We start from the raw sequence: 12,819 nt of genomic DNA, 5'->3' as shown, positions 1-12,819 counted from the left end.
TATTCTCTCCCGGCGCGGTGGCTTTAGTTCTTCTCAAAGCCACCGTTCTCATCTTTATTTAGTCTAAAGTACAGTAAGGAGCGATCGAGCTTTTTCAGGAGTATCTATTTCCACTGTATTGCTGGGAATCCAGCGATTTTCTGACTGCAAAACTGTAAAATCTTGTTGTTTCAAATGACACTCCCCGCTCTTTCATAGACTGGGATTCTTGGTTCATAGATCCCTTATTTTTTAGCTCGAATTACTAAATCAATTAACTGTTCTCGTCCCCAGAGTTGTACCCCATTCGCTTGAGCCAGTTTATGAGCATTTGCAGTAAACTCGCTGTTCGTAATTGCGATCGCATCCTGGGCCCCGTAATACTTAACAGCACTCACCACTTCTTGCACAGCGGAATTTCCCACCTTGCCTTGATAGCGTTTTGCCTGAACAACGGTTTTTTTGCGGGCTTTAGAGAGAATCAAGTCCGCACCAAAATCCCCCGTTTTGGGTGTCATTTCGACCGCATAACCGAGATTGCGGAAACAGCAGGCTAAAAATTCCTCAAACTCTTCTCCCGTCATGCGATCGACCTGATCGATTAAATACCCAATCTCTGGGACTTCTAACCGCGTAGAACCTGCTAAAATCTGCTTAAATTTTTTCAGCAGAATTGCACTCAACTTAGCAGAAGGAGAATGAGCAGGTCGAGAGGGAGTTGGTGATTCAGTATCGATTAAATCAGCAATTTTGGGCAGGTCTAATATCGTAGCAACTTTTAAGATTTTTTTGAATTTTTGTAGCATATTTGGATTCAATTTATTAGTAGAAGCAGAATCAGAAGATCAAGAGGGAATTTGTGATGCAGCTTGGACTTCAGTTTGTGCTTCAGTGGGTGGCGATACCGCATCCTCGATCAAAGTTGGCGGGGCTTGTTTTTTCGCTTGCTTTCTTTTGCTCAAAACAGCCCGTTGAATTGTCAGCAAAATTTTCCCCTCTTGTTGATTAATTTCACCGTCAGCCTCGATGATCTCAGTGCATCGCTTTAAAAGTGGTTCGGCAAAGTCAAGTTCGAGTTGTGCGAGTAAAATATCCAACTTGGGAAGCAATTTAGACTTATTTGTCACAGCTTCAATCTCAGCTAAAGTCCTGGGATTTAAATTCGTTGCTTGTAATTCCGGTAATAACTGATCCCATCGGGTAAATTTTTGGCTGGCATAGACGACATACACCAAAATCCAATCCATTACGGTTTGTTGTGCGATCGCTTTTTCTAAATATTGCTCACTTTCCGCTTGCAATACCTCTCGTAAATCTCCCAGCTTAGTTTCGATTTTCGAGGAATCGAGATGCGCCTCATAAAACCGACAAGCACCGTATCCCAGCGCGTAAATCATTGCTGCACTGGCGCTAGCATTAATCACGGCACCAGCCAAGGGAATATTGCTGACAAGGGTAACTCCAGCTTCGATCGCTAAATTGCTCCCCAAGGATAAACCGAAAATAGCGACAACTTCTTTTTGGCGATCGCTCGATCGCAAATCCATTCCATAGGCAGCAGCAATTTGATAAACCAACTCGGCAGATAACGCCGTAATTGCCGCTAAATCCATGCCAGCCAAAGCCAAAGCCGTGCCGGGGACTAAACTGCTAGCCAAGCCAGTTCCTGCCGCTAGCAAGGCTTTTTGCACCATCAAGTGATGTGCAATCTCTTGGGGTTTCTCGTGAGGATATTGGCGCTGTAACTCTCGAACTTTCGCCTCGGCCTTCACGACATCAACTTTATTGATCGCATTAACTAACCAGTCGATTTTGAAATTTTCAGTCAGTTTTTTCAAGATAGGACTTTGGGAAATCGAACCGAGGGCTGAACCGAAAAAATTGGGAACTTGCAGTGCTGCACTTCCAGCACTCGCCGCTGCATTCCCCACAGCACTTGCGGTATTAACGATCGCACTTCCGGCACTGCCTGCTGCATTCCCCACCGCACTCGCCGTATTAACAATCGCACCTCCGGCACTCGCCGCCGCACTCCCTACCGCACTCGCCGTATCAACAATGGCACTTCCGGCACTGCCTGCTGCATTCCCCACCGCACTCGCCGTATTAACAAAAATCGCACTTCCAGCACTGCCGGCTGCATTCCCCACCGCACTCGCCGTATCAACAATCGCACTTCCAGCACTCGCCGCCGCATTCCCTACCGCACTCGCCGTATTAACAAAAATCGCACTTCCAGCACTCGCCGCCGCACTCCCTACCGCACTCGCGCTTGCAGAGACGGCTCCGAAAACGGAACCGAACCAATTGGATGTATCCTCTGGTTTAGCCTGCACATCCGATTTGGATCGATCGCTAATTTCTGCTACTTCGGTTGCTGATGGAAGTTCTTCTGAGTCGCTGCTGTCTGGGTTGATTTTGTTTTTATCTGGCATGGGTTTATACCATTTATAAAAAAGGTGGGTACAAAAAAATAGTAGATTTGTTTCCTTAGTTCTTGAAAATAACAGGTGCGTCGCTATTAAATTGTCGCTCTTTTTTGATGATTGTTGATGGCGACGCACCTACGAATTTTGCTAGTCATGGATGCGGACTAAAGTCCTCACTACGAACCAAGAGAGTTTAAGTCATACTCAAAGACATCAATTCATCGGTCATTTCAAAATTAGCCGTTACGCTTTGCACGTCGTCCAAATCTTCCAGCGCATCCATTAACTTAAGGAGCGATTTGGCTTTTTCAGGAGTTTCTATTTCAACTGTATTGCTCGGAATCCAGCGATTTTCTGACTGCAAAACTGTAAAATTTTGTTGCTTTAAAACATCAGCAAGCTTTTCCAAATTAGGCACACTTGTAAAAACCTCTGCACCTTCAGTATCCTCATCAATTAATATCAAATCATAGGATTCTGCTTCGGCTTTTAGGGAAGCTTCAAACAATTGTTCCTCATCAATCTGGCCGCTGATCGTACAAACTCCTTTGTGGTCAAACATCCAGCCCACACAACCAGTTTCGCCCAAATTGCCGCCATTTTTACTAAAAGCTTCTCGCAAGTCAGCCGCCGTGCGGTTGCGGTTGTCTGTCAGCGCTTCAATCAGTATCGCAACTCCTCCCACGCCGTAACCTTCGTAGCGAATAGCTTCTAATTCCGAACCTCCCCCCGCCAAGCCGGCACCTTTGGCGATCGCCCTTTCTATGTTTTCACTAGGAATATCAGCCGCCTTGGCTTTTTCAATAGCAGTCCGCAGTTGAAAATTACCAGCGGGATCGGGAACTCCGCTGCGGGCGGCGACAATAATTTCGCGAGATATTCTAGCAAAAACCTTGCCTTTAGCGGAATCAACTCTCGCTTTTTGGCGTTTAATAGTCGCCCACTTACTATGTCCAGACATACCGATTTAAGATTTTCGATTTATAATGTGCGATCGACATCAAATAAACGTAGGGTGTGCAGTGTGCACCTTACACACATAGCATAAAATGCGATTTTTTGCACGAATCTCATCTTTAATTAAAGCGGACAACGGTTTCAGAGTCCGTGAGGTGGGAAGTATCGCCATTAAGTGCGATCGACCATTCGTCCTCACCCCGCACCACTTTCACCAAACAGCACAGAGAAGCGTTAATTTCCGTTTCAACACCGCCGGCCAGCCCGATCGCACTTCCCAAAACCGAAGCACCGTGACCTACTAATAACATATCTTCGGGAAACTCAGCCGCGAGGCGTTTAGCAGTTTCCCCCGCCCTTTTGAGACAAACTTCTCCGGTTTCGGGATAATTAGCAATACCGCCTTTGTAGGAAGCATCAACCCTCGGAAAACGCCTGCACAAATCTTCGACAGATTCAGTTTCCGGCATTTCAGTCATCCATTCAGGATTCAGCCATTCGCACAGTCCCCACTCTAGTTTAATTGACAAATCGAGAGCTTCCGCCGCGTGATTTGCAGTTTGGACAGTTCGCAGAAAAGGGGAAGCGAAAATGTGAGAAATTCCTTCACCTTTGAGGCGATTGGCGAGTTGTTTGGCTTGAACGTGACCGTCTTCGGAAAGGTGCGGATCGTAGCGGTGTTCTGCGGTGAGAAACCAGTCGGGGTTAACGAAGTCGATGCGGTTTCCGTGTCGTGCGATCCAGACTGTTTGCGGCATTAGTTCTTGTTAAGTTGGCTGCGGGCGATTTCTATTAAAGTCTTTAATTTATTTTACCGTACTGTGCGTTATAATCATCGCAACTATTTGACATTGCGCTAGAATTGAATCAGTCACTCTCTATGATCCAATGGCTCAATCTATAAAGCAACTCCACGCCCAAATTCAGGTCATGCCTAGCGATGCAGTTAAGGCGATCGTGCTTTCATGGCTGAATCTGTCCAACGCTAATCTCAGCGACTTTGAACGCTTAATCGCAGAAATTGTGGAGGAAAATGAGGGATATCAGTGGGGAGAAATTGATACAGCAAACCAGTTTCACGCCCTTAGCGAAGAACAAACCATCGCAAGCAGTCTCTCCGTCTTGGAAGATTACCAGACTAGCAAGATAGGTGTTTCTGGCGATCGGGTTAAGGAATGGGCCGATAGTTTAGGAAGCGATCGCGAATTGCCATGCCCTCAGTAATTTGGACACCCCCAGCCCTAGCAGCACTCGATCGGCATCGCCAATTCCTGGCCGAAACTGACCCCAATCTTGCGGTTAAAGCGATTCAAAAGATTGTAGAGGTGGCAGAAAGTTTGCAGACATATCCACAAAGAGGTGCGATCGTTGAACAAGCCCCTGGTCTGCGCAAACTAATTGTGACCTTTGGGAAAGTGGGTTTTGTTCTACATTACGCTATCCTAAACGATGAAGTCCTAATTTTGCAAATTTATCACGGACGACAACAGCGTCCAACCTGAGTTGTGCAGACGAAAGTTTATAAAGACGCGATTTAGCAGTCACTTGGTAACTCGCAGCATCTTATTTCCGCCTTTTTGAAACTCATAGGGAGCCTCTTGAACTTCCACACGAAAACTTCTATTTTTCAATTCGGCAATAATTGGATTTAAGTGCTCGGATTCCTCCCCGCTAAAACTCTGCAACAGCGGAAATACCCGCACTTCCTTTGCAACCCGACACATTTCTGTAATTGCTTCTATATGAAACTCTTCCGAAAGCAGATGAGAATAAGCAAATAAGAAATGGCTGCACAAAGCTAAATCAAATTGACCGTTCTCGAAAGGTAAAACTGGCAATTCAGCATTTATGTAGCGGCCTTGCTCCAAACCAGAGGGAAAATCTGCTAAAAATTCCTGCATCGCCTTCATCCGCACTTCGCCTAGCTGGTACGGCGATTCAAAATTGTTCCACAAATAGCCGTCTACATTTGCCTTAACGCCCTCAATCACAGTTTGATATGTTTCTTGGATGCGATCGCCAATTTCCACCGCCGTAAACTGATAAACTGGATCGCAAGAAATTACTTTTTTACCTTGGCGAGTCATTTCGGCATTGAAACTCGCCGGGCCGCCCGCACAATCAAGAATTGCCAGCTTGAGGTCACTTGAGGTCAAGCTAAACATTCCTATGTATTCATCCAAGCAGCGTCCCCAGGGAATTACTTTATCCAATTTTAGTGACACTTGTCTTTGTCCTGCAGATAGAATTATCTAATATTTTACCTCAAATCAGGGTGGTTTTTTCCTATCTCCTTTCTGTGGCGGGTTGATTTGTATCCCGAGTTATGTATGAAGAATTTTGCTCAAACGAGATCCTAATCCTGACAACAGTTGGCGGGCTTTACACTTTCTTTACAAAGAAGCGGCAAAATAGTTAAGTGCGATCGCACAATTTTTATGCTTGCACCTGTGGATTTTGCAGCGCAGCGAGGCTACACTGGACAGCAGGGAAAATAAACTAAAATCCACTAGCTAAATTGCTCTTGTTCATTGGCAGGCTGCAACCAGGGAAGAAAGATGAAACATACCATTCAAACCGCTACAAGTCTGAGTTTGTCAGCACTCCTGGTGCTATTGAGTTCGCTGCCCAGTAGAGCTCAGTTGCCTGCCGTCAGAACTCCTGCAGCTACTCCTACCCCAAACCGGCCGAGAGTACCGCCCCCGCCTCTTCCGGGTTCGAGTTTGCCACCGAGCGGCAATCTTGGTTCGCTCACACAAGAAGCAGCTTATACTTTAGGATCGGGCGATCGCATTGCTTTAGATATTTTTGGCGTCCCTGAATTCAGCAAGGAATATCAAGTGTTAGTTGATGGGACACTCAATTTGCCAATCATTCGCAGCGTCTCAATTCAAGGGTTGACGCTGCAACAAGCCGCTAATGTGATTACCCAGCGATACGAACCCTTCATCAATGTTCCCGTTGTTACCGTGACTGTGATCGTCGCTCGCCCCCTAAATATAGGTCTTGCCGGTGAAGTTACTCGCCCGGGTTCCTACAAGATTAATCCCACTAGAGAAGGAGGAGGAGTAAAATTCCCGACTTTGATGGAAATGCTGCAACTTGCACAAGGGGTGACATCAGCAGGAGATATGCGAAATGTCCAAATTCGTCGTCCCCGCAGGGGCGCGCCGGAGCAAGTTACTAATGTTGATTTGCAGGATTTTTTAGACACGGGAAATTTGCGTCAAGATGTCACGATTCGAGATGGAGATACAATTTTTGTACCGACAGCAAGGGCCCTGAATACTCAAGAAGTTCGTCAAAGAGCCAGTGCTAATTTTTCCGCTGATATTACTAAACCAATTGGCGTGGTAATTGTCGGGGAAGTAAACCGGCCGGGGCCTTATACTGTATTTGCTTCGGATGTGCGATCGAGCAACCAACAAACCGAGTTGAGTTTTGTATCTATCGACCAACAGCAAGGAGCAGTTGTAGGCTTACCAACAATAACTAGAGCACTGAAAATTGCTGGTGGTATCACTACAGAAGCTGACATTCGCCGCGTGCAAATCCGCCGCCGAGTCAGAGGTGGCAACGAACAAACTATCATGGTAAATCTGTGGGATTTGCTGCAAAAAGGCGACACAACTCAAGATATTTTGCTGCAAGAAGGAGATAGCGTCATTATCCCGAGTGCAGCTACTGTAGATGTAGCTGAAGTTTCTCAAGTCGCAAATAGCAGTTTTTCTCCGAACGCGATTAGCATCAATATTGTAGGAGAAGTAATTAGGCCTGGGGCTTTGCAGGTGCGGCCTAGTACATCCCTGCACCAAGCTTTGCTGACCGCAGGCAGTTTCAATCAATTGCGGGCTAAAAAAGACAGAGTGGAACTATTGCGTTTGAACCCCAACGGTACTGTTTCTCGCCGCACGATAGAGGTGGATTTTGCTCAAGGGTTGAATCCTGAAAATAACCCAATTCTGCGCAACGAGGATGTGATTCTGGTAGCGCGATCGGGCTATGCTAGGGTAGGAGACAATATCAACAGTTTCTTACAGCCGATCGCAGGAGCTGCAACGGGGATCAGCGCTGTTAGCGGCGTTCTTACTGGGTTTCAAACAACTATCAACGCTTTTCAAAACTTATTTTTGGGAGGGGATTTCGAGCGAAAAAATCAGCTCAGACAGATTCGCGAACAACGTCAAGACAGACAAGAGCAACGTGAAGACAGACTGCTAGAAAGAGAGCTACAACGTGAAGAAAGACAGCGGCAAGCTGAAGACAGACTGCTGCAATTTGAAGACAGACGCTTGCAACTCGAAGACAGACAGAGGCAGATAAATGTTGAAAATCAGCAACTTCAACTTCAGCAGCAGCAACTTCAGCTCCAAAATCAGCAGCAAATGCAGCCACAGCAAATTCAGCCAACTACTCCTTGATATGACTCGGGCGTTGAAAGTTAGCCACCCTCTTGATGAATCGGCGGTTGAAACCGCTGCATAGAGTCAAACGAAGTCCACGCGGACTAAGAAATAAAAGGGGTATTAAAACCGGATTTGCTATGACATGGCACATCCCAAATCTACGGCAAACATCCTAGGCGTTGCTGATTTACGGTATGAAAAGCTAAATAGGACCCTCATAGAAACCAGTATCCACAAAGCTTTTGGATTTTAAAGAGATTTTTTTTCATACCCTGATTAAGCAACGCCTGAGATTGCTTCACTGAGTTCGCTGGGCGACAGAAATACGTTACTTTTGCGTAAGTCCTGTAATCCTAACAATTCGAGCCTTGAAAGCTATAAGTGGCTACATCAAAGTTCAGTTGACAGTTGACAGTTGATAGTTGATAGCGACCTCTACCTGGAAAGAAGAGGATTGGAGTAATGAATAGTCTTCTTTTAATTTCTCCCTACAAGGCTTGGGGCTTTAAACCAATTTTTTTTGGTAAAGGTTCGATGGAGATTGATCCCCTGTGTTCATGTCCCAAACTACATCAATCATGAGAAATTTTTTGCATTATAGAAAATTAATCCACCTTTCCCACCCAAAAGCTCAGGTTGCAAAACCTGATTTAATTTGCCGCTGCGAAACCCCTCCAAATCCAAAGTCGCGTACACAAAACCAAACTCCTGAAACACCGCCACCAATGCAGGCAAATCCGTATTTACCACAAACTCCTGAATCTCCTCTGCGGGTAACTCAATGCGGGCCGTATCTCCATCCGATCGCACTCGCAAATTTTTCAGTCCCAACTGTCGCAAATAGCGTTCAGCGCGCCCCACTCTTTGCAACTTTCCCACGGTGATTTCTTCGCCGTAAGGAAAGCGCGAACTCAGACAAGGTTGAGCGGGTTTGTCCCACCAAGGCAAACCCAATTCTTTTGCCAATTGCCGCACTTCAAATTTAGTCATGCCTACTTCTGCTAAAGGCGATCGCGCGCCACGTTCCTTCGCAGCCTGAATTCCGGGACGGTAATCCTTTAAATCGTCACCATTAACCCCATCCACGACATAAGGATAACCCTTTGCTAGTGCTAAGGGTTTCAAAGTATCGTGCAGTTCGCTTTTGCAGAAATAGCAGCGGTTAACCGGGTTAGAAGTGTAATTGGGATTGGCCATTTCCTGAGTTTCTACTTCCTGGTGGGCAATGCCAATTTCTGCTGCTTGAATCCGCGCATCTTCTAAATCTTCTGGCAGTAAAGACGGGGAAACAGCAGTAACTGCCAAAGCGCGATCGCCCAACACATCAAAAGCTATTTTTGCCACCAAAGTGCTGTCAATTCCGCCCGAGTAGGCAATCAAAGCCCGTTCCATCTGTGCGAAAATATCTTTTAATTGTTCTAGTTTTTCTACTAACATAATTTCAACTTTTTGTTACAAACAGAGAAGTAAGAAAGCAAACTCAAGAAAGAAGGATGAAGAAAGCATATCTCGATCGGGTTCCCTTCTTCCCTCGAACCTCTTCCTTCTTCCGACTTCCATCGGACTTCTAATGCTATTCTGGATCGATACCGAGGGCTGCCAATCGAGCCAAAAGTTCTTGATTTCGCTGTCTTTCCTGTTCCAGCAGCGTCTGGGCTAACTCTTTGTCTTGCTGTTGGCGATCGGCTCGCTGGCGTTCATTTTCTGCCCGCTGGCGTTCATTTTCTGCCCTTTCTTCCGGCCACAAAAGCAGTTCTCCTTCAGCATTCCACCAGCGCAGCCAATATCCCGTTCTACCTTCGCGAGTTCCCTGCCACACTCCCAGAAATAGATTTAATCCAGGTATTAAATAACGGCCGTTTTCATCAGGATTTTGATTTTCATAACGCTCTGATTCAAGCGCATAAACTTCTATTCTGCCTGTATGCGGTCGAAAAATGACATAGCGAGGAACTTTGATTACTTGTTCGTAAAAAAACCACTTGCCGATTTCTTCTGTGTGTTCGACAGAGTATTCATCGCCGTAAGTAGCTGATAGAAATTCCATCACTACAAAAGGGACAGTTCCTTCGGTATGAGGCGTGTAACTGCGGCGGGGATAGTTGTGAGGCAAAGGTTGAACCGGCTGCACGTACATCCAGTCTGGGGCTTTGCAAATAGTGCGATCGTCCACAGCAGCACACAAAGCAAAATTAGAAACTATTAGTGCGTCTTGCATTAGTTCCGGGGAATCCACTACAGACTGGCGCAAACCGTTAGCTAGCAAGGGATGGTCTATATCGTCTACAGGGTCGTCTGGTAGGATGAAATCATCGGGTAGCAGTGGCCAAGTAATCTTGAGCTGCGATATCGGTTTGTGAATTACAGGCGTCATAAGTCACCTCATTTTACCAATAAAAGTTTGAGTTTTAGTCGAGATTGGCGATCGATAACCTTGTCTATATCTTAGCGCGCTAATTCGATAAAATTGGTTCGCAGTCAGGACTTTAGTCCTCCCAATCCTAGGACTAAAGTCCGATGCTGCGAACTGTTTAAAATTCCCTACGGGAAAATATGGCGATCGCAATTGACAACAACAGCACCACATACACCAAACCGTAGCCAGCATCTGTAATCAAACCTGCCAAGTAAGGAACTTGTCCGTAAACAGCATCGTTTCTCAAATTGAATCTGGCTAAATCCGGCAAAACCAGATAAAGTCCCATCATCAATTGTTCAAGGCCAGGATTTTTAGTTAACTTGCCCAACGCCACTAAATCCCGCGTCGAATGTCCCATTAAATAAACGCCAAATGTCAGTAAAGTTGCCAGCAGCGAACTGCTAAAAACCCCAAATAAAATCCCGACACCGGCCATGAGACACAGCTCAAACCAGACAAACAACGAAGCGATTAAAATGCTTTCCAAAGGGAAAGGAATGCGGCTCAAACTCAGAATAGCCAGATAGATAACAGTCATTGCCGCTACAAGCACCGCCAGCACCGCCGACAGCCCTAAGTGCTTGCCCACAATTAACTCAGCCCGGCTTATCGGCTTAGCAATTAACAGGTAAACAGTCCGCTTTTCTATTTCTTTGTTGACCAATCCGGTAGCCACAAAAACTGTGGCAATTAGGCCGAGGAGGCTCATAGCAGCCAAACCGACATCTAAGATAATTTTCTTCTCGGTTGTCGCCGCCAATTCCGGTATCAACCGTACCGAGGCTCCCATCAACAGAGCAAAAATAATAATTAAGTAAAGGATGCGATCGCGAATTACTTCCCAAAATACATTGGTCGCGACTGTCAAGATTCTTCTTAAATTCATCTAGTTATTAACCCGCTGGAAACTTTCGCCATACTTTAATATAAGGAAGAAGGAAGAAGGAAGAAGGAAGAGGGAAGAGGGAAGAGGGAAGAGGGAAGAAGGAAGAGGGAAGAGGGAAGAAAGAGGATTTTTTCCATCTCAGACTCTCAGGCGCTCCCACTCTCAGACTCTCCCACTCTCCCGCTATACCGATCGCAATTAGTTAACAGAGACAGAATCAAACTTGACTGTCCCCCGGCGTTCCATCTTTTTTCTGTCCGGGTTGAGAGCGTTTGATGGCACCGCAGGTTACAGTCGCCCTATTGGCTATCGCGAACACCTCGCAAGATTTGGTAAACGAATATATTTCCGGTCTAAAAACCAATCCCAGCCAAGTTGCCTGCATCTCTAACTGATAGCGGGACTCTCCTTGGACGATCGAAGTTTTGACATCCCACCTCGCATCTTCTGCGACTACCCCAGTTGTTTTTAAGGCTTGATTCCGCAGAAAAAATCGCTCGTTGTCAATATCTATTAACATTTGCTCTACTTGCGCCCACGGTTTTGTGCGGGCTTCATTTTGCAGGTATCGCTCCATTTCATTGAGGATAACAACTCCTCTGGAGCGATTAATAGTTGGCTGTTGAAATGTCACCACATAATCGCTTTGCCTCAAATCCTGAGATAAAACGCTCGGATACTGTTGTATCCAACCTTGAATTAAAAAGTGAAAAGTAAACCAACAGGAAAACAGCAGGTGAACTAGAGTAATCATCAAAAACTGAGGGCGCATCAACTCGCTGATACTTTCCCGTTTTGAATCGCTCTTCCAAACCCTTATGATAGCAAGAATTACTACTGCTATAATTGGTCCGGATATCCATGCTATTTCCTTCCTATCCGACGGCAATCTTATCAGTAACCACAAGCCAATTAAGATGCTTGTCACCCACGGACTCAGACTTACTCCTTTAATCACAAAAGGTTGCTGGCTGGTCAGCAAACCCATTGAAAGCGTAAAAAATAACCAGCTCATATCAAAAAGCAGAGTTCTCGTCCGCCAGTCAGTGACTGCCGCCACTGTCAGCAAAGCTAAAAAGATGCTGAGCAGTAAAGGAGTCTTCCAGTGGACAACTTTAGGCGGAATCATCGCCTTTTGGATTTTTTTATTGGTTTCCCAAAGGTTGTTCGTCAGCTTAGTGAGTTGCTGAGTGGCATCAAAAAATTGCTTCATCATAAATTTCAATAGACGCTTTGCAAAAACAACACGGTTAAAATAACGACATTGCTAACAGTGTGGGCGATTAAAATTCCTCCAAACTGGGTAGTTACTTGAAAAGTTTTTTTGGGAGGACGGCGGGTGAGGGTGGGTGGTCCTAAAAACTGAGGTTTGGAAGCTTTTTTATTGCCTAAAACCATGTTTTCTATGAATTCTAATCCCTGCCATTTAGCTAGAAAAGTCACTGCTAATACTGAGACTGCTATCATAGTTATTGGAGCGTAAACATTATCCCCACGTCCTAATAAAATATAACCGATAAGCTGTTCCCGCAAATCTTTGGGAAGAACGCTTTCAATGCCGAAGAAAACTAACCAGCCTACGAAAGTGCAAGATAGATTGAGGATGGCTGTATATTCAATGCTAGTTTTGGGGCCGAGTTTAAGTAGTTTTTGCAAAAACCACGATTCGATCGCGATCGCCAAAAACATAATTAAAATTTGCACCAAAACAGTCCGAAATGGGAAAACACTCGCAATCATAAG

13 protein-coding genes are annotated in these 12,819 nt (G+C 45.5%); 3 read left to right on the top strand and 10 right to left on the bottom strand.

The features are described 5' to 3' along the window. Positions 1-224: 224 nt before the first annotated feature. The 4 genes from QUA58_RS15595 to QUA58_RS15580 all read right to left on the bottom strand — a co-directional run bounded on the left by QUA58_RS15595 (position 225) and on the right by QUA58_RS15580 (position 4,123). Positions 225-785, bottom strand: coding sequence for a restriction endonuclease (locus tag QUA58_RS15595; protein ID WP_333394739.1), 561 nt, complete (start codon positions 783-785; stop codon positions 225-227). A 39-nt stretch (positions 786-824) separates the two neighbouring features. Then, positions 825-2,414: a hypothetical protein gene (locus tag QUA58_RS15590; protein ID WP_333394737.1), complete on the bottom strand. Its 1,590-nt coding sequence runs from the start codon at positions 2,412-2,414 to the stop codon at positions 825-827. Positions 2,415-2,601: 187 nt separating this feature from the next. Then, positions 2,602-3,369: a YebC/PmpR family DNA-binding transcriptional regulator gene (locus tag QUA58_RS15585; RefSeq protein WP_333394736.1), complete on the bottom strand. Its 768-nt coding sequence runs from the start codon at positions 3,367-3,369 to the stop codon at positions 2,602-2,604. 115 nt (positions 3,370-3,484) lie between these two features. Continuing rightward, entirely contained in the window at positions 3,485-4,123 is a 639-nt protein-coding gene (locus QUA58_RS15580) for a histidine phosphatase family protein (RefSeq protein WP_333394735.1), read from the bottom strand. A 130-nt stretch (positions 4,124-4,253) separates the two neighbouring features. On the opposite strand from QUA58_RS15580, the gene QUA58_RS15575 reads away from it, so the two are divergent. Both QUA58_RS15575 and QUA58_RS15570 read left to right on the top strand, forming a co-directional pair. Further along, on the top strand, positions 4,254-4,589 hold the full coding sequence (locus tag QUA58_RS15575; RefSeq protein WP_333394733.1) for a hypothetical protein: 336 nt from the start codon (positions 4,254-4,256) through the stop codon (positions 4,587-4,589). Then, positions 4,577-4,867 (top strand): type II toxin-antitoxin system RelE/ParE family toxin, encoded by a 291-nt coding sequence (locus QUA58_RS15570; protein ID WP_333093098.1) that lies wholly within the window; start codon positions 4,577-4,579, stop codon positions 4,865-4,867. Before QUA58_RS15575 ends, QUA58_RS15570 begins: the two co-directional genes overlap by 13 nt. 39 nt (positions 4,868-4,906) lie before the next feature. Here the strand turns inward: QUA58_RS15570 and QUA58_RS15565 are convergent, their stop codons facing one another. Then, a complete protein-coding gene (locus tag QUA58_RS15565; protein ID WP_333251884.1) occupies positions 4,907-5,590 on the bottom strand; it encodes a class I SAM-dependent methyltransferase in 684 nt (227 codons plus the stop codon). A gap of 333 nt (positions 5,591-5,923) precedes the next feature. Between QUA58_RS15565 and QUA58_RS15560 the strand changes: the two genes are divergently transcribed. After that, positions 5,924-7,786, top strand: a complete 1,863-nt coding sequence (locus QUA58_RS15560; RefSeq protein ID WP_333251883.1) for a polysaccharide biosynthesis/export family protein — start codon at positions 5,924-5,926, stop codon at positions 7,784-7,786. A 561-nt stretch (positions 7,787-8,347) separates the two neighbouring features. Here QUA58_RS15560 and larE read toward each other — a convergent pair. From larE to fraC, 5 genes are all read right to left on the bottom strand, one after another. Then, the gene (gene larE, locus QUA58_RS15555; protein WP_333251882.1) at positions 8,348-9,208 is read right to left on the bottom strand and encodes an ATP-dependent sacrificial sulfur transferase LarE; all 861 of its coding nucleotides are present in this window, start codon (positions 9,206-9,208) and stop codon (positions 8,348-8,350) included. Positions 9,209-9,344: 136 nt separating this feature from the next. Next, complete coding sequence (locus tag QUA58_RS15550; protein ID WP_333394731.1) at positions 9,345-10,145, bottom strand: Uma2 family endonuclease; 801 nt, start codon at positions 10,143-10,145, stop codon at positions 9,345-9,347. A 157-nt stretch (positions 10,146-10,302) separates the two neighbouring features. Continuing rightward, the gene (locus tag QUA58_RS15545; RefSeq protein WP_333251880.1) at positions 10,303-11,076 is read right to left on the bottom strand and encodes an ABC transporter permease; all 774 of its coding nucleotides are present in this window, start codon (positions 11,074-11,076) and stop codon (positions 10,303-10,305) included. 217 nt (positions 11,077-11,293) lie between these two features. Next, positions 11,294-12,292, bottom strand: coding sequence for a DUF5357 family protein (locus QUA58_RS15540; RefSeq protein WP_333251879.1), 999 nt, complete (start codon positions 12,290-12,292; stop codon positions 11,294-11,296). A 5-nt stretch (positions 12,293-12,297) separates the two neighbouring features. Further along, complete coding sequence (fraC, locus tag QUA58_RS15535; protein ID WP_333251878.1) at positions 12,298-12,816, bottom strand: filament integrity protein FraC; 519 nt, start codon at positions 12,814-12,816, stop codon at positions 12,298-12,300. Positions 12,817-12,819: the final 3 nt, after the last annotated feature.

Source organism: Microcoleus sp. N9_A1 (assembly GCF_036701795.1).
In the GTDB taxonomy this organism is placed as follows: Bacteria; Cyanobacteriota; Cyanobacteriia; order Cyanobacteriales; family Microcoleaceae; genus Microcoleus.
Note: the sequence above shows the minus strand (reverse complement) of the source record. Positions and strands in the feature narration are given on the sequence as shown.

What these genes read in the sequence shown, in the direction of transcription:
- QUA58_RS15595 (WP_333394739.1), bottom strand. Translation starts at nt 785, where the DNA reads ATGCTACAAAAATTCAAAAAAATCTTAAAAGTTGCTACGATATTAGAC.
- QUA58_RS15590 (WP_333394737.1), bottom strand. Translation starts at nt 2,414, where the DNA reads ATGCCAGATAAAAACAAAATCAACCCAGACAGCAGCGACTCAGAAGAA.
- QUA58_RS15585 (WP_333394736.1), bottom strand. Translation starts at nt 3,369, where the DNA reads ATGTCTGGACATAGTAAGTGGGCGACTATTAAACGCCAAAAAGCGAGA.
- QUA58_RS15580 (WP_333394735.1), bottom strand. Translation starts at nt 4,123, where the DNA reads ATGCCGCAAACAGTCTGGATCGCACGACACGGAAACCGCATCGACTTC.
- QUA58_RS15575 (WP_333394733.1), top strand. Translation starts at nt 4,254, where the DNA reads ATGGCTCAATCTATAAAGCAACTCCACGCCCAAATTCAGGTCATGCCT.
- QUA58_RS15570 (WP_333093098.1), top strand. Translation starts at nt 4,577, where the DNA reads ATGCCCTCAGTAATTTGGACACCCCCAGCCCTAGCAGCACTCGATCGG.
- QUA58_RS15560 (WP_333251883.1), top strand. Translation starts at nt 5,924, where the DNA reads ATGAAACATACCATTCAAACCGCTACAAGTCTGAGTTTGTCAGCACTC.
- larE (WP_333251882.1), bottom strand. Translation starts at nt 9,208, where the DNA reads ATGTTAGTAGAAAAACTAGAACAATTAAAAGATATTTTCGCACAGATG.
- QUA58_RS15550 (WP_333394731.1), bottom strand. Translation starts at nt 10,145, where the DNA reads ATGACGCCTGTAATTCACAAACCGATATCGCAGCTCAAGATTACTTGG.
- QUA58_RS15545 (WP_333251880.1), bottom strand. Translation starts at nt 11,076, where the DNA reads ATGAATTTAAGAAGAATCTTGACAGTCGCGACCAATGTATTTTGGGAA.
- QUA58_RS15540 (WP_333251879.1), bottom strand. Translation starts at nt 12,292, where the DNA reads ATGATGAAGCAATTTTTTGATGCCACTCAGCAACTCACTAAGCTGACG.
- fraC (WP_333251878.1), bottom strand. Translation starts at nt 12,816, where the DNA reads ATGATTGCGAGTGTTTTCCCATTTCGGACTGTTTTGGTGCAAATTTTA.